This window comes from Halomonas sp. I5-271120 (assembly GCF_030553075.1).
Lineage (GTDB): Bacteria > Pseudomonadota > Gammaproteobacteria > Pseudomonadales > Halomonadaceae > Onishia > Onishia taeanensis_A.
Genome location: NZ_CP130701.1, coordinates 3,286,015 through 3,302,727, shown reverse-complemented (window position 1 = coordinate 3,302,727; position 16,713 = coordinate 3,286,015). Strand labels below are relative to the sequence as shown.

15 protein-coding genes are annotated in these 16,713 nt (G+C 53.6%); all 15 read right to left on the bottom strand.

Annotation, left to right across the window (positions count from 1 at the left end):
* Positions 1–126: 126 nt before the first annotated feature.
* Positions 127–1,416 carry a DUF4910 domain-containing protein gene (locus tag Q2K57_RS14800; RefSeq protein ID WP_304525551.1) on the bottom strand — a complete coding sequence of 430 codons (1,290 nt, stop codon included), beginning with the start codon at positions 1,414–1,416 and terminating at the stop codon, positions 127–129.
* A 31-nt stretch (positions 1,417–1,447) separates the two neighbouring features.
* Complete coding sequence (locus Q2K57_RS14795) at positions 1,448–2,443, bottom strand: polysaccharide deacetylase family protein (RefSeq protein WP_304525550.1); 996 nt, start codon at positions 2,441–2,443, stop codon at positions 1,448–1,450.
* Between the two features lie 52 nt (positions 2,444–2,495).
* Positions 2,496–3,323, bottom strand: coding sequence for an SDR family NAD(P)-dependent oxidoreductase (locus tag Q2K57_RS14790; protein WP_112055861.1), 828 nt, complete (start codon positions 3,321–3,323; stop codon positions 2,496–2,498).
* On the bottom strand, positions 3,301–4,230 hold the full coding sequence (locus Q2K57_RS14785) for a Gfo/Idh/MocA family oxidoreductase (protein WP_304525549.1): 930 nt from the start codon (positions 4,228–4,230) through the stop codon (positions 3,301–3,303). The genes Q2K57_RS14790 and Q2K57_RS14785 overlap by 23 nt, the downstream gene beginning before the upstream one ends.
* A gap of 65 nt (positions 4,231–4,295) precedes the next feature.
* A complete protein-coding gene (locus Q2K57_RS14780; RefSeq protein ID WP_304525548.1) occupies positions 4,296–5,495 on the bottom strand; it encodes a polysaccharide pyruvyl transferase family protein in 1,200 nt (399 codons plus the stop codon).
* Positions 5,496–5,542: 47 nt separating this feature from the next.
* Positions 5,543–6,340, bottom strand: a complete 798-nt coding sequence (locus tag Q2K57_RS14775) for an SDR family oxidoreductase (RefSeq protein WP_304525547.1) — start codon at positions 6,338–6,340, stop codon at positions 5,543–5,545.
* Complete coding sequence (locus Q2K57_RS14770) at positions 6,321–7,037, bottom strand: cytidylyltransferase domain-containing protein (RefSeq protein ID WP_304525546.1); 717 nt, start codon at positions 7,035–7,037, stop codon at positions 6,321–6,323. Before Q2K57_RS14770 ends, Q2K57_RS14775 begins: the two co-directional genes overlap by 20 nt.
* Positions 7,038–7,086: 49 nt before the next feature.
* Positions 7,087–8,145, bottom strand: coding sequence for a sugar phosphate nucleotidyltransferase (locus Q2K57_RS14765; protein WP_181463106.1), 1,059 nt, complete (start codon positions 8,143–8,145; stop codon positions 7,087–7,089).
* A gap of 14 nt (positions 8,146–8,159) precedes the next feature.
* On the bottom strand, positions 8,160–9,356 hold the full coding sequence (gene neuC / locus Q2K57_RS14760; RefSeq protein ID WP_181463105.1) for a UDP-N-acetylglucosamine 2-epimerase: 1,197 nt from the start codon (positions 9,354–9,356) through the stop codon (positions 8,160–8,162).
* Entirely contained in the window at positions 9,353–10,372 is a 1,020-nt protein-coding gene (neuB, locus tag Q2K57_RS14755) for an N-acetylneuraminate synthase (protein ID WP_112055854.1), read from the bottom strand. The genes neuC and neuB overlap by 4 nt, the downstream gene beginning before the upstream one ends.
* Complete coding sequence (locus tag Q2K57_RS14750) at positions 10,369–10,995, bottom strand: NeuD/PglB/VioB family sugar acetyltransferase (protein WP_112055853.1); 627 nt, start codon at positions 10,993–10,995, stop codon at positions 10,369–10,371. Before Q2K57_RS14750 ends, neuB begins: the two co-directional genes overlap by 4 nt.
* A gap of 100 nt (positions 10,996–11,095) precedes the next feature.
* The gene (locus tag Q2K57_RS14745; RefSeq protein ID WP_304525545.1) at positions 11,096–12,136 is read right to left on the bottom strand and encodes an NAD-dependent 4,6-dehydratase LegB; all 1,041 of its coding nucleotides are present in this window, start codon (positions 12,134–12,136) and stop codon (positions 11,096–11,098) included.
* 109 nt (positions 12,137–12,245) lie between these two features.
* The gene (locus tag Q2K57_RS14740) at positions 12,246–14,501 is read right to left on the bottom strand and encodes a polysaccharide biosynthesis tyrosine autokinase (protein WP_304525544.1); all 2,256 of its coding nucleotides are present in this window, start codon (positions 14,499–14,501) and stop codon (positions 12,246–12,248) included.
* Positions 14,502–14,653: 152 nt separating this feature from the next.
* Positions 14,654–15,892: a polysaccharide export protein gene (locus Q2K57_RS14735; RefSeq protein WP_258396568.1), complete on the bottom strand. Its 1,239-nt coding sequence runs from the start codon at positions 15,890–15,892 to the stop codon at positions 14,654–14,656.
* A gap of 527 nt (positions 15,893–16,419) precedes the next feature.
* The gene (locus Q2K57_RS14730) at positions 16,420–16,623 is read right to left on the bottom strand and encodes a cold-shock protein (protein WP_112055850.1); all 204 of its coding nucleotides are present in this window, start codon (positions 16,621–16,623) and stop codon (positions 16,420–16,422) included.
* Positions 16,624–16,713 lie beyond the last annotated feature (90 nt).

Genomic DNA, 16,713 nt, shown 5'->3' with positions numbered 1-16,713 from the left:
TACTCATTCCCAATAAAGGATTGAAAGCCACTTAAAAAATACAGCGATACTTGCAAAACACCTATAAACAAGTGACTAATCAATAGTTTAGATGAGACTCAAGACTTATCGACAAGGCGAGAAAAATCAGGTCAGTTCCAGCAGTCCATGACGAACCCATTTTGCGAGATAATTCTCGACCATCGTTAATGGCAAACCAACTCTCTCCGCCAGAATATTGATGCTCGTAGGCCTAGTCAGGGTAGGAATTGTGTCCATCAATAGTCGCATGCGACGGCGCTGTTCGTCAGGCATATCGCCAAAGGCGACCTGTCCCGGATCAATGTAGAGATCATACTCGGGGTTGGAAAGGCAAATGTTTCCTGAGAAACGCTTGCGCACGATAGAACTCGACTCCAAGGTCTCGACAGCATCCAGTAGTACCTTCACGGCCTCTTCCAACCTTTCGGGTCGCATTAAGTCCAGATTATCGCGATCGGTATGATATTCGGGATACGGGAAGCGTGATAATGATGCCATGGGAATGCCATAGGCTTCCCAGATGTACTCGTCGTTAAGTAACTCGCTTTCAAATTCGCCAGTATGATGTTCACAGTCATTCGCTACTAGCGACTCGGCCACTGCTAACTCTATATTGGACTCTCGATGACGAGAATGCTGAAGGGCAAGCTCGGTAGGTGAACCTAGCATTTCCAGCATGACCCCTTCTAGCAAGTGCTCTTTCTCGGCACTCGCTAGGTGGCCAAGATAATACTCATTGCCGATGATTCCTGGTGCCAGTACCAGTCGGTAGCTGAAGTTGGTCTTTTCCTGACGCCGGCGTAATGCCTCAAACAGGGACACTCCCACCGCTACACCGGATAGGCCGTCGTTAGCCACACCGGGGTGGTCCAAGTTGGCAGCAAAAATGATAGTTTCAGGGGACTTCCCCTCGAGAGTGTAATCTATCACCCGCAGCGTTCCCGGCGCCTCTTCAGTCTCGATCAGAACATCGTACTCCCCTTCCTGTAGGCCGTCGTAGAAGGTTTTTGGCACACAGAACCCCCAGTCTCGCTGCCAACTACGAAAGAGCTGACGGAAGTGGAAAGGGACAGCATCGGGGTAACGGTGATCATAATGGAGGTGGCGCCGCAGTTCCTCGCGATCCACGGTGCCACTGAAAGAGGTGGAGAGAGCCATGACGGCCAGCGGATGTCCGCTCTCGTAGATCGTTTTTCCCTGATAATCAATTCTAGCGGCTTTGATATCCCATTTATTGGGAATCACCCAACCATTATAGTTATTATCAGCAGAATAGGTATGTTCTCGAAATGGCAGAATGTCCTGCATGTAGCGAATGGTATCGTCAAAGTCGCTGGAGCAAACCACGCGATTGAGCGGCGTCAGGTCGGATAGCAGTTTCATCATGTCAGTCATGGGAAGTCCTGTTACGACGACTTATATGAGTTTACGCCTCGAGTTGATGGCCATCGCTGGCAGGCGCACTGTGAACGGAATAGACATCAAGCGAACTGGGTAAGTCGTTAGTGTCCAACCTTGGCAGGCAAAGAGGGTCTGTTAGAGCTAGATCTGCCACACCCACGTCAACAGTCAACCCCAGTGCACAGCCCTTTTCCCGTAAAAGCGCCAGTAGGGCATTGTTATAGCCGCCGTAGGGATAGCACATGACCCAATCATGTTGTGGCACACCAATATCACCCATGAATTCCAGGCTGGTCTCAACTTCACTCCGCTGTTCGTCGGCACTAAGCGTATTCAGCCACAGATGCTGATCACCGTGACTGCCAATGAACATGCCGGCGTCAAGCAATTCACGCAGCTGGGTATCATCCATGTACAGCTCTGCGGCAAAGTCGCGCTCGTCATTGGTCACGAATTGACGAAACAGGCGATCAATGAGAGGCCCGCGCATCGGCGCCGGCAGTCCCTTCTGTAGGATGCGCTTGATGAAGGTCACGTCGGCACTGTCATAGCGGCTTTCTCTTGAAAAGGCATCAAAGCATTCCGCATTGCCGGGCAAACCGTATTCATTGCGGTGAGCATCCATGACGGCAAATATCTCGGCGATCAGCCGCTGTGGATTGGTGCTACTGGCAAGGGTGAAGTGAATCTTGTTGACGTCCAACACGCGCCCTTCACGCACCGCGCAAGCGGGAGGAAAGAAACTCCCTTGCACGCCACGCTCAACGAGCAGCGGCAAGACATGCTCGTAGTGATCCCGATAGCCATCGTCAAAGGTAAGCAGGATGGCTTGCTCCGGCAGCCTGGCCTCACCGCGGGTTGCGGCAATGACGTCTTGCATGTTCACTACTGTGTAATGACGCTGTATGTAATCAAGCTGGCCACGAAAATTCTCCGATTCAAGAGCCTTGAGATCGGGATAGCGGGACTCTTTCAAGGGGCGGACATAGTGATACATCACGATGGTAAGATTATTCGCCATGATCGTCGCTACCTAGTCTTCTGTATGTATTGTTATCAATATCTTTTGTGAGCTACCAGGCGCTGAGTCCGCCATCGACATACAGGCACTGACCGGTGACGTATCGCGAGGCGTCCGAGGCCAGGAAGATGAGGGCTCCCACTAGATCGTCGGGCTGCCCCATCCGCCCCATCGGTACTCGCTGGGAGTAGCGATCGACGAATGCCGCGTTCTGACCGCTTTGCACTCCACCAGGAATCAGGGTGTTGACCCGGATACCGTGTGACGCCCAATTAGTGGCCAGATACCGCGCCAGCCCAGACACTCCTGCCTTTGAAGCGGCATAGACAGGCGGCGTGTTAATGGCGATTCCCAGGTATTCAGACCCCTGATAAATGCGTGGGTCACTGCCTAACTGGCCATAGATGGAGCCAGTATGGATGATGCTCCCCCCCCTACCCTGCTCAATCATGCGGCGACCCACACTGCGCGACACCAGGAATACTCCATCCAGATTAACGGCCATTATCTTTCTCCATTCCGCCAGACTGTATTCTTCTACCGGTGTGAAGAAGGCCCCGAGATCATCGGACTTGCTGGCCGCATTATTGTGAAGAATATCGATGGCACCGAAGTGCTCCAACGTGCTAGTGACTAGTGCTTCCACCGAAGCCTCGTCGCTGACATCACAGGGCAGGCCGATACAACGCACGCCCGTATCCCGTCCTAGCTCAGCCGCATATCGCTCCGCAGACTCTCCATCCAGGTCGGCCACCACCACATTGGCACCAAATTCCGCCAGAGCTTGGCAGAAATGCTGCCCCAGAATGCCGAGTCCACCTGTCACGATTGCTACACGTCCCTTGAGATCAAACAGGTCATAAAAGGTTGTCGAATCCACCTAATGACACCTCCTTTCGGTTCTGAAGCGCTAATTTTCCAGCGATCAATGTACGAATGACGTCGACTGTCTCCACAGCGGGAATCGCGGGATGTCCATCTACTATCTGCCGCCAGAAAGCCCAGAGCGTGCGGCGAAACATCGAGAAGTTGTCAGTAATATCGAAACAGCTGATATGGTGGCTACTCATCAGTTCTACGCGAAACATCGCCGGCACCTGTCCGAGTGCATCTATGTGGACCGGCACACCGTCCCCCATCACCACGATCAAGGAGTCATGGGCGGCCGGCAGGGCGCTTACTGATATCGGACGTGATGGCATCAACGGTAGGATGGCGTCCAGAAGATGCACGCCATAGCGCTCCCAATCGTTGACGATGGTTCCGCGAACCAGTCTCATCTCGCCATGATCGATCTGTCCTGCTCGCCATGCGTCCAATTCCTTGGCATAGCGCATTCCCGAGCAGGACATAAGCAAGCCGCTCTCAAGGTAAGGCGTGAACCAGCGCAACTCGTCGAGATCCAGTGTCAGAGGTTTATCGATAAATACGGGTATACCGGCTTCCAGAAAGGGCATGGCCAGGGGGCGGTGGGAGGCATGATCGTCCCGAGCGATGATCACCGCGTCTACTACACCGAGCATATCGGTGGGTGACGAGACGGCATGCGAAATGCTTGTGGCCCTGCATAGGGCCGCCGTCTGTTCGGCGTCCTGGGTCCAGGCATGGGTGACGCGCAGATCGCCCACGCCGAATTCCGATCCATGGCGGCGACGTACGTAGTCATAGATGCCTGGCCAGCCGGAATGACGCATCCCATTGTCTGAGTAACCATTGATAATCGCGGAGAAAGAGAACGGATGGCCGTTACCATCACTCATTCCCAGCATGCCGACACGCGTGACCATGGAGCGTAAGCCTCTAAATTAAGGGCAGGAGTTGGGTATCACGAGATTCAATAGACAGAATGGACTTAGGTCAGGAGACGCACGTTCTCACGCGCCATACCGGCGAGCCGAAGCGCCCTGCTGCGCAAGCGTCTTCTGAGCCCTTCTCCCGCCTGCAGGTGTGCTTTGACCTCTGCCATCAGATCGTCAAACTGATCCTCGATCGCGAATGGATCGAAGGCGCTCTGCTGCATGTCCGCCTGCTTGAGAAAGGCATCCATTTTGACAGTATGCCGATTCAGGGCGATGACCGGTGTACCGCCGCTATGTGCAAAGATGCTGGGATGCCAGCGAGCGCCAATGTAAACCTGGGCATTCCCCATCAGATTTACCGCCGATTGGATAGGCAAATTGACACCGGCCAAAGGCAGGTCGAGGCGTTCAGCAACGGGCTCCATGATGCGCAGATCCTTGCCCGATGAAGCGGTAAGAATGACCTGCCCGACACATGCCTGCAGCGCTCGACATAGTTTGCTGAAGCTCGGTACCGCATCGAACCCCGGCTTGAGTCCACGAAAATACACCGAACCTCCACCGATGCAGGCATAAGGAGCCTGCGGATCGAAGGCTCCACCGCGCAAGATATCGCCTTCGTTCTCATCCTGAGACGATTCCTGAGGTGATCCCAGCCGAGACCACCATTCTGTGCCTTGTGGTTGGTACAGATAGGCGGCATCAGACGCTACGCGACCCAGCCCGCGGGAACAGGCCAACGCCGAGTCTGGCTCGCGAAACACGATGTCATCCAACAACGGATAGACATGGTCGGCGATTTCCCTCAATACCGGGTCGTTCATCACAATACTGTGGTTTACTATCGCCGTTGGCTTGCCGAAAAAGCGCTTTGCCAGATAGGCGATGAAGTAGATCATGCGACTTTGCCGGGTACAGTCATAGATGCAGCCTTCGCCGCTGACTAGCACGACGTCACTAATGGCCAGAGCGGTATATATTTCCGGAAAGATGACGCCATCCATGACCTCGCGGGCTCTAGACTCAAACTCTTGCCAACGGCTCGGCGCGACATCTTCCACCTGCCCTGATAGAACCTCAGCGTCTCGAACTGACGCAATATCCTCCGTCTGCGCAATGCCAATACGGTACTGATACAGCGTCGATTCGACCTGCCCGCCTGCTTCATGAATCAGCTCGCGAAGCGCCAAAGAGGTCGCTCGAGCGCCCCAATTCGGGTCATCGGAGGTATCGTTGACCAGACATACTTTCATCGCGTCTCCCACCTTCCCTTCTCGTGGCTCACCCTTGATGCACCGATTCACCAGATCGCCCAGCCACCGTCGACACACAGGTTCTGTCCCGTCATGTAAGCACCGGCATCACTTGCCAGCAGCGCTACGACTCCCTTCAGATCCTCTGGCTCTCCTAGGCGACCTGCGGGGGCCTTGCTCTTCAAGCGCTCCATGAAGGCCTGGTTATCCTGGGTTATGGCATGCGGGAAGGCCCCCGGACTGATTGCGTTGACACGTATGGCATCAGGCGAGAGAAAACTGGCCAGGTAGCGAGTGAATTGCAGGACACCGGCCTTGGCCGCGCCATAGCTGGGCGGGTTGGCATGGTCAGTGCCTTCATAAAGGCGGTAGTCGGGAGCCACATGACCATACATGGACGAGATGTTGATGATGCTGCCAGCACTGGCTTTTAGCAGGGGGTGGCACTGTTTCACCATCCGGAATACTGAATTCAGACTGATGTCCACATCGTAGTACCAGTCATCTTCATCAATGCTCTGCCAGCTGTTCTTGCGGCCCGACCAGGCATTGTTGACCAGGATATTCAGACCGCCGCAAGTGTCTTGCAAATACTCTACGCAGCGGGCTACCGACTCCCGGTCGGTAACATCGAGTGCGATTCCCCGGTGCTGCGCGGCTGGCCAACGATCACACCACCCAGCCGCGATCGCCTTGCACCGTTCGGCATCACGGCTGGCAATCACTACGTTGGCCCCTAGCTCGGCAAGCGCCTCACCCATGGCGAGCCCAAGATGACCGGCACCACCACTGATTAGTGCAGTGCGTCCCTCAAGATTGAGTAAGTCATGCAGAGATCTGTTCATCCTGGCTCTCCCTGGTGATGAATTCCGCGATAAGAAAATCCTGTTCGTTATCGATGTCCAATGATGCCCTTCCATCGACAATCACAGCCCCGGTCCGCCCGAACAGCATGCCCCGCGTCGCTTTTGCGAGCGTGTCGAGGCGGAAGGCATAAACCTCGCCGCTGAGCTGAAAGGCCTCCGGCAATTGCTGCCGCGGTAACCAGGGCACGCTGCCCTCTACGAAGGTTTCCGGCATCCCGTCATGGATGCGCCAAGCCCGGTGCGGGTTCAGGTCGGCAAGCTTGAACGTTGCCACCGAGTCCAACCCATCTTGATGTAAGCGTTGCAGGCAGGACTGCACATCGATACCGCGGCGCAGGGGTGCCGTCGGCTCCAATAGGAGTGCATAGGCCGCGTCCTCACCTTCTTGATGAAGGCGATGCGCGAGATCACGCACAGCATCCAGGACCAAGGCGGTATCAGTTGCCAACTCGGGAGGGCGAGAAACGGCCTCAGCGCCATATTGGCGTGCAACGGCGGCAATTTCTTCGCTGTCCGTGGATACAATGACCCGATCCACTTCCTCGAGGCTCAAGGCCAACTCAATGGTCCAGGCAATCAATGGCCTGCCATTGAGATCACGTAGGTTCTTCCCAGGGATGGTCTTGCTGCCGCCGCGAGCCGGGATCATGGCCACGACGCGTTGGCTTTCAATCATTGCGTTCACCTTCAAACAAAGGACATGCAGAGGCTGTCACGGAGAGGCATCAAGCGCGTAGCTGCGCCATGGTTTCGCAGTACTGTTGCCATTCACCGGTATCCAACCAGGCCTTGTCGCTAATGGGGTAAACGCCGACACGTCCACCCCGCTCTTTGACGTCCTGGATCAAATCGGTGAGGTGGTAAAACTGATTCTCGGGAATCAGATTGAGAACCGAGGACTTGAGCACATAAAGTCCGGTGTTAACCAGGAAGTTGTAATGGGGCTTTTCCCGCATCTCGCAGAGCTGGCCGTTATCGACAATGTCACAGATGCCATAAGGAATATCGTAATGGCGCAGTGACACAACCATGGTGATGTCGTTATTCTCCTGGCCGTGATGTGCCATCAGGGCATGGTAGTCAGCCTTGATAATGACATCGCAATTGGTCACGATAAGATCGCCTTCAAAGCGACCAATCAGTGCATGCAAGCCACCCCCCGTCCCCAGTGGCTTTTCCTCATGGATATAGCTAATGCGATAGGACGGTTCAAGTTCCTCGAAATAGGCCTGAATCAACTTCGACTTGTAATTGACCGACAGATAAAAATCATCGACACCACACTGGACGAATGAGTCGATGATCATCTCGATAGCGGTCTTTTCTCCGACCGGAATCAGCGGCTTGGGCAATACGCTGGTGAAAGGAGCAAGCCGAGAGCCTTTCCCACCGGCCATGACGACAACCGGTAACGCGAGGGGCTCCTGCTTCTTGATGCTACCTTCCTTTTGGAAGAGGTCTTCCCAGAATAAAACATCGATGATGCAATTATCGTCATCCAGCACTGGCACCGATGTGATCTTGTGCGTCGACATGGCACTTTCGATATCAGCCATTCGATAGCCTTCACGCGCAGAATAGGGAATGTGATTGCACACATCGCCGACCTGCCCTTCCAGGTCTCCACCACCCAGAATCCAACGCCGCACGTCACCATCTGTTAGTGTCCCACGCAACTGGCCTTCCTCATTGGTGACGTAGAGAATCTTACGCCGGGTCTCTTCCAGTTGGTGTAACGCCGCAAGGACCTTGCGATGCTCATCAATCAAAAGTGAGTCGAACATCGTATAACCTCCCCTCATTCGTTCCCGGCTGCCATAGCGGCATCGATAAATCCTTTTTTGGTCACCCCGGTATCAAGAGGAACAACCTTCAAGGTTTCTTTTATCCGTCGCGAGGTCCAACCATCGCCGTAGCGATCATAGGGATTTTGCAGATGGATGAGTTGCGCTCGAAATTCGGGGCTCAGGGCAAGGGCAATGCCCCGACGAATCTCGTCGACTCGATTGTCCACTGATATGACATTGGCGGCGGCTAAGCGACCTTCCTGGCGAGACCCGATATTCACCACAGGAAGCCCAAAAGACGGCGCTTCAACGAGACCACTTGAGGAGTTACCCAACATCAGGTCGAGATGGCGAAGGCACCCCTGGTAAACCAGTGGTCCAAGGTTGTCGAAAAGGCGACTGCGATCAGGATGATCTGCACACCAGCGAGCCAGCGCTAGATTGATATCCCGCCCCTGGATATCGGCATTGGCCTTGGAGAAAACCACCTGGAGGTTGTCACACGCCTCGAGTGCCTCCAGCAGATTTGCTACCTGTGACCTGCAGCCGGCCGTCATATCGCTGGTGGCGGGATGAAAGGTCGCGATGGCCGTTGGCCGGTCCAGCGATATGCCGAGGACCTCTTCCAAGGCATCGCGGCTAACCGGCTCACTGCGATGAAGGTGATCCAGGCCCGGCGCACCGTAGTTGAACACCCATGCCGGGTCCTCTCCCATCTGAATGATGCGGCGCCTATACACCTCGGTCGCAGGAAAATGGATATTGGCAAGTTTGGTGACAGCGTGACGGAAGTACTCATCGAGGGCACCACGGCTGGTTTCGCCACCGTGCAGGTGCACCAGAGGAATACCGTGCGCCACCGCGGCGAGTGCTACCGGTACGATCTCGAACCGGTCTCCCAATAACACCAGCAGATCAGGGCGATCCTCCGCCAAGGACTCGGCACAGGACAGCATGGTCAGTCCCATCGCTTTGACCATCGCCGTGCGGCTATCAGAAGACAGCAGTACCTCAAGACGGCGATGAATACGGAAACCATCGCGCTCAATCTCGCGAACGGTCTCACCAAATTCGGTCGACAGGTGGGACCCGCTGACCGTCAGCATCAGCTCCAGCTCGGGGTCCTCGTCGATCTCGCGTAACAGCCAATAAAGCAGGCCATAGTCGGCACGAGTGGTCGATAGGACCCATATACGTCGACTGCTCACACCAGGTCTCCCCAGCCGAGGAGTTCATCGGCAGCGATGGTGCGAGACGCACGGCGCCCCACGACCATCTCGAGTTGGCTGGGCGCAAGCCCACTCCCCGGCCGCTTCAATGCCAAGTGTTCCAGGGTGATGACTTCCCCCTCGGCAATCGGACACTCCGTCGCGATGCTCTTGCGGACTACATCGAGATTGGGACGCTCGCAAGGGGCCGGACACTTGCGGCCGTCGCCACGGGCGCTTTCGACATGACGAATGGCTTGAACCATCTGGCGGAAATCCGCCGGTGCCAGGGAAGCTGCATGGTCGGGGCCCGACAAGGTGGTATCCAGAGTGAAGTGCTTCTCGATCACACGGGCGCCCATGGCCACGGCAGCGATAGGAATTTCATTACCTGCCGTATGATCGGAGTAGCCCACGCTGACACCAAAGGCACTCGCGAGAGTGTTCATCGCCAGCAGGTTAATCTCAGCATAGGGAGCCGGATATTCGGTGACGCAGTGCAGTACCGTGATGTCCCCCGCCCCGGCCTCTTTCAAGAGGTTCAGGGCAACCTCGACCTCCGCCAAGTAACACATGCCGGTCGACAGGATTACCGGCTTGCCGAAGCCTCCGATGCACTTCAGGAGAGGCAGGTTCGTAATCTCCCCAGAGGGAACCTTGAACAGACGCATGCCTAGCGCGTCCAGGAAGATGGCACTGCTGGCGTCGAAGGGACTGGACAGGAACTCGATGCCGATGTCCAAGCAGTGGGAATGAAGATGCCGGAAGTCGTCATCCGTCAACTCCAAGGCCTTCAGCATCGCATACTGGGAGTTCGACCCCGGCACGGCCTGATGCTGATAGGCCGCCTTAGCGGCATTGCGAGTCACCAGGCGATCAGCCTTGAAGGTCTGGAACTTGACGGCATCGGCCCCACACTGCTTGGCGGTATCGACAAGTTCGATGGCCATGTCCAAGGAGCCATTGTGATTCACCCCGGCCTCAGCGATCACGAAGGTGGAAGGTGAAGCGCTCATGAGATTCTCCTGGCTGGAACGCCGACATAAGTTCCCGGAGTGGTTATGTCGCGAGTCAAGGTAGCGCCGGCACCAATCAAACACCCCGCACATACCCGAACGGAGTGAATGATGGTGGCGCCCGCTCCGATCATGCAGTGATCACCGATCACAACACCGCCGCTGAGGGTGGCGCCCGGAGCAACATGAACGTCATTACCCAGCTCGCAGTCGTGGTCGACCGTGGCACGGGTATTGACGATACAGGCCTGACCCAGGCGACTACCGGTGACGACCACAGCTCCATCCAGAACGACGGTCCCGGCTCCGGCACGAACATCGTCATGCACAGTAGCGCCCACCATATAAATGGCCGGAAAGCTGAAACCACGGGCCCGGTATTGCTCGAAGCTTGCGAGCCGTGGCCCTTCTACCGATACCTTCCCCATCCCAAGTACCGCAGATGCAGATCGATGAGTCTCAATTTCATGAAATGACAAGTCGGTGCCCAGATAACGAGCGCCCATCAGTCTTCCTTCATCGTGCAATGCCGTATAGCCATAGACCTGATGCCCCAACTTCAGAAGCCCATGAATCAACACCCGGGCGTGGCCACCGCCCCCGACTACGAAAAATTCACTCACTGGCTCTCCTGGCTATTCAACAGCACAACAGCAGTGCGCTTGATATCGGTGCTAACCTTGTCTGAAACGTCGGCGAGCTCAGGCAGTTTCCAGACAGCGCCTAAATGTTATAGAGGTGCGCTTTGTAATGGCTCAGGTTCTCACTCTCGGTGAACCAGGCGATGGTCTTCTCTAGTCCACGACGCAATCCATCCAAGCCTCCATGCTCGGGTTGGTGCCCAAGCAATCGGTGGGCTTTCTCAGTGCTTGCCCAGAGCCGCTCCACCTCACTATTTTGAGGACGCAACCGCTGCTCATCGATGCCGATGTCAATCTCACAGCCCATCAGCTCGGCAATCAGGCCGGCGGTATCCCCGATGCTGATTTCAAAGCCGCTGCCGACATTAATCACTTCACCCACGGCAGCATCGCACTCCGCCACGCGCATGAAGCCGGCCACAGTGTCGGAGACAAAACTGAAATCTCGGGTCGGGTGCAATGCACCGAGGCTCAGTCGGCGCGCGCCGGATGCGAGCTGAGTGATAATGGTGGGAATCACAGCCCTGGCCGATTGGCGTGGTCCATAGGTATTGAACGGACGAATCAGCGCCACTGGCGTAGAGAACGAACGCTGGAACGACAACGCAAGTTGGTCAGCCCCGATCTTCGACGCGGAATAAGGTGACTGCCCTTGCAGAGGGTGCTCTTCGTCAATGGGTACGTAACGTGCCGTTCCATACACTTCGCTGGTAGACGTATGCACGACCTTCGCCACGTCCAAATCCCGCGCTGCCTGCACAACGTTCAATGTGCCCTTTATATTGGTATCGATGTAAGTATCGGGCGAGTGGTAGGAGTAGGGAATGGCGATGAGGGCAGCAAGATGGAAGACGACGTCACACCCTTTCATGGCCTGGCGAACACCATTCGGGTCTCGTATATCTCCAGCAAATATATCCAGGTCATTGCGAACACCGGGCTCACAATGGTCAAGCCATCCCCAGGAGCTGAAGGAGTTATACATCACAAAGGCTCGAACGGAACATCCCTGACTTACCAAAGCTTCTACAAGATGAGAGCCGATAAAGCCATCCGCACCTGTGACGAGAACTTTCTTTCCTTTTAGATTCATTTTAATTATCACTATCTTCCAGGAATTCACCGTATGACACTTATACAAAAAACGTCACACCCCACCCAAACTTTCCAACGTGATCATGCAGGACACTATCATTTGGAGCCGGCAAGAAATTAGATTCCTTAAAAACACTTTATTTATAGGCGTAATTATAATAGCCGTAGTTAATCCTAGCCTTTCCCTCCAGCGCATTAAGAATAAACCCTCGCACTTCTACGCCAGAGGTCTCGAATCGACGCAACGCCAGCTTTATCTCCTTTGGTGAGTTATGCCTATAACGCGCAACCATGAGGGAAGTCCCTGTCTTCTTGCCCACTATCACACTATCTGTAACAGCTAGAACGGGTGGCGTGTCAATGACAATCAGATCGTAATCTTTGCCAGCATCCTCCAGAAAACTACCAAACCTGTCCTGCATTAAAAGCTCTGAAGGATTGGGCGGCACTAAGCCCCGAGAAACATAAGAAAGTCCTTCAATACTCGTATCACGAACCAACTTCTTCCATTCAACCTTCCCTGACAGGAAATCTGAAAGCCCCTCTGCCGAATGCCCGCCGAATGCTTTGTGAATATTCCCTTTCCGCATGTCGGCGTCGATAAGCAAGACCCTATTACCTGCTTGAGCACAAACAGCTGCCAGATTCATCGCCACAAAACTCTTGCCAACTTCAGGGCTTGGTCCGCATATCATAATGCATTTATTTTTTGACTCCATCATGGCAAAGTGCAAGCTAGTTCGAAGTCCTCTGAGCGCCTCGATTGCAATATCCGTTGGGCTTTCGGCTGAAAGAATACCTTTGATCACATTTCCATTTCGAGAATGGCTTCTGCTTTTTCTCACCAACTTCAACTGATCATCCGATAAGGGCACGGTAGCATAAACTGGCAGGCCGATACTTTCTAGCTGCTCGGGAACCTCTACCCCTCTATTGACAAAGGCACGCAGCAATACCACACCGATGGACAAGGTCGCACCGAGTAAAGTGGCGGACATTATAATTAACATTTTCTTCGGCGTAATCGGGCTTGGGCTAACCTGAGCAGAATCGATAATACGGACATTGCCAATTGTACCGGCCTTTGCCAAACGCAACTCCTGGTATCGATTTATAAGGTTTACATATATCGCTTGCGTGACTTCCACATCCCTGGTCAGCCTGACAACTTCCTGCTGAGCGGCGGGCATCTTCTCAACACGCGCATTAAGCCGATCTCGCTCATTCCTCAGGAAGCTTTTTTGCCGAATCAACGCTTGGTAAGCAGGATGATTCCGAGTGAAACGCTGCGCCATCTCTGCTTCTTGAAACTCCACTTCGCTCAACTTTTTCTCCACATCAATCAATTGAGCAATGACTGACTGAGACTCCGAGTCAAGATCTACGCTATCCATCTTGACACGATATTCATTCAACTTGTCTTCGGCACTGGATAACTGGGTACGGAGCTCCGGTGCCTGTTCGTCAATAAATGCCAGACTCTGATCTACTTGTGCCGACTGCCGCTCAACATTCTGCATCAAGAAATTTTCACTGATGGCGTCCAGCAAGCGGCGTATTTCCTCACGATCCGTACCCGTCAATGTCAAGCGGAGCATACCAGCATTGCCAACGAAACCACTTCCTGTTTCAGCGACGGAGAGCCTGGAAGCCAGAGACTGTATTGCAACCGACCGCAGTGCTTTGGTCAGCGTAAATTCAGCTCCCTCTGGTGCCACCATCTCTGCCACTCGCAGTTCTATAGCCCCCTCCATAAAGCTGGCTTTCTCTCCCGCTACGCCCTTACCCAGCAGTTCATCGCCAAGCAGAAGTTGATAGCCATCTTGCCCCAAGGATTTCAATGTCAGAGATCGACCTCGTAGCGCATCTTCAACCGAGAAAAGCCCAACGTTAATGCTCTCACCACCCCATACAGAGGCCTCAATCTCATTGGAAAAAGGGAGATAATCACTATAGCGCTCTAAAAACTTGTTCAGGGCTGGTATTGAGGAAGTGCTAGGGCGAGATATATTTTTCCTTTGGACATACTTTCCAACGAGAGGAAGCGTATGTGGAACGACAATAGTATCAAGGTTCATCTGATCAACAACTCTTCCTAACACCATCCTGGAGCGTAGAATTTCAACTTCTACAGATGAACTTTTCTTTTCTTCTCCCATCACCGTTTTTAGGTCCCCGAGAGGGTTAACGGAAGAACGCTTTTCTATCTGAACCAGCGCATCTCCCCTATACACGGGTGTCGACATGAAAGCATAAACGGCCCCACCTAGGAAAAACAAGAATGCAACAGACAATATCAACCACTTATTATCCAGCATAATGGCTAACAAGCGGGAAATGTCTATATCTGTATTTTCATGAGGCACATTGGGAATCTGCTGCATCTTAGTCATAACGGTGCCTTTGTGCCTGGTTAATCTTCGCTTATAGATACCTGCAAAGAAAACCGATCGACGGTATAAAACATGTTGTTTAGACATCAACCCATAGCAATAAATAACAGATTGTTCACTAGCACGATCCAGACAGACTGGCTAACTGATGACTACAGGCCTTCGAGTCCATTGTTGGCATCAGATATAGTGATAGGAAGCACAGCCGTGGGCAACAGCAGACTGATAACATTGTTCCAGCGAGCCAGTGGCGCAGCCGTCACATAAACTACATCTTTTGGTTGTAGCGGGAAGTGAGTTCCCATAGTCAATGCAGCGGCATTGCTGATGTCTAACTGATAAACGGTAGCCAGCTTATCACTCTCTGGAGGCTGCACCCGTATCACGAATATTCCGGAGGGCTTTGCGGTTGTTTCAATGACACCGCCAGCTCTTGCCAAGGCCGTTGTCAATGTAATCCGCTCATTGCCGAGGGCTAGATTACCGGGGGTGCGTACCTGACCGAGCACGGCGACATTCTGATTCTCAAGAGTCGACACATGGAGAACATCTCCATCCTTCAATAACAGGTTCTGCGCCTGATCGCCCTGCCGCAACAAGGCATACAGGGAGATTTCCTGCTTACCGCCCTTCCGATTGAGTATCACACTGTGCCAGTTGGCATTCTCGGTGGCGCCACCGACTTGACTCATCGCGTCAAGCACCGTCAAGGGCACGCTGGTAATCGGCAACGTTCCTGGCGAAGTGACTGCACCACTCACATAGACCTTCTTGGAACGGTAGGCGGCGATATTGACTTCAACTTGTGGATCATTGATGTAATTAGACAGGTTGGTAGTAATAAGCCGCCTAATCTCATCCAACGACTTACCTGCAACACGAACGCTACCGATATAAGGATAGAAAATTGTCCCGTTCGGATGTACGGTATTCCCGGTTTCCGCAGCGCTGCGCTCGGCGCCGGCCGGAATGGTAAGTTCCGGATGATCATAAACAATGATACTCAGAATATCCCCTGGCCCGACGAGGTATTGATAGTCATCGAGCTCTTGCTGAATCTCAGGTGGAACCAAGCTAGCAATGTCGCCATTGATATCTTTCCGATAGGCCGCCACGAGCTCAGGCGTAATGGCCTTAATATCGACTAAGTCATCTATAGGAGGGGAGTCAGTCTCATAGCTTATATGTCCTCCTGGCGCAAAGGCACAGCCTTGGGAAGCCAAGATAATAACTGACAGCAACAGAGAAAGACTGATGGAAATATAAGACTTTCCAACGGCCCTTTTATGAACTTCCCCAGCATGGAATATTTCTTCCATTACGTACTCCCTTGCGAAATAAAACCACGCTACCGCCACTGAAACCAGTTTCCAGTATTGGCGAAATGCCATATATTCTTATCTTTTTGTATCACCCCGGCCAGCCAAACGGATCACAAGCCACCTGTCGGGTAGCCACCTTCATCCAGGGAATTTAGTTACAATAAATGAAGATCGCTTTCACTAGGTTACAAAACTATTGGGATTTCACATCATCATTTTCATCATCGAATGAGTGTGAGATATCTAATCGCGGTGCTCGCGCAGGCGGGGGTCTACTTGGATACCAATGACAGGATCAAGTAGATAAATAATTATTTATCAATGACTTGGTTCAGGCTGGCGGTGATCAAAGCCTAGTAGGCCCGGTCGTAAAATCGACAAGGCCTGTGAGCCACAGGAGTGCCTCCGGCCATGGCTTACAAGATCAAGCGAGTCTAGGCCGAGGAGCTCGCTCAGCGCGTCCGAGCCGCTGTCAGAGTAATAGACCTTGGTCTTCTTCAATTCCAAGGCCTGGACGCAACAAGGCCCGCATTGCGCGGGCCTTGTTTGCAGAGACTAGAAGCCTCTAATGCCTGGCGATGCCAGGATCAGCGGCGTTACGCCGGCTGGATGTTCGAAGCCTGCAGGCCTTTCTGACCTTGGGTCACTTCGAAGGTCACTTCCTGACCGTCTTGGAGGGACTTGAAGCCTTCCATTTTAACTTCGGAGAAGTGAGCAAAGACATCGTCGCCGCCGTCGGACGGTGCGATGAAGCCGAAGCCTTTAGCGTCGTTGAACCACTTAACTGTGCCAGTTGCCATTTTTACGATCCTTGCGCTGTTAGCGCGTTGATACAATTGCCGGGTGTTACCCGATAGAGCAGTGGGTAAACAAGAAAGAAATACACCAGC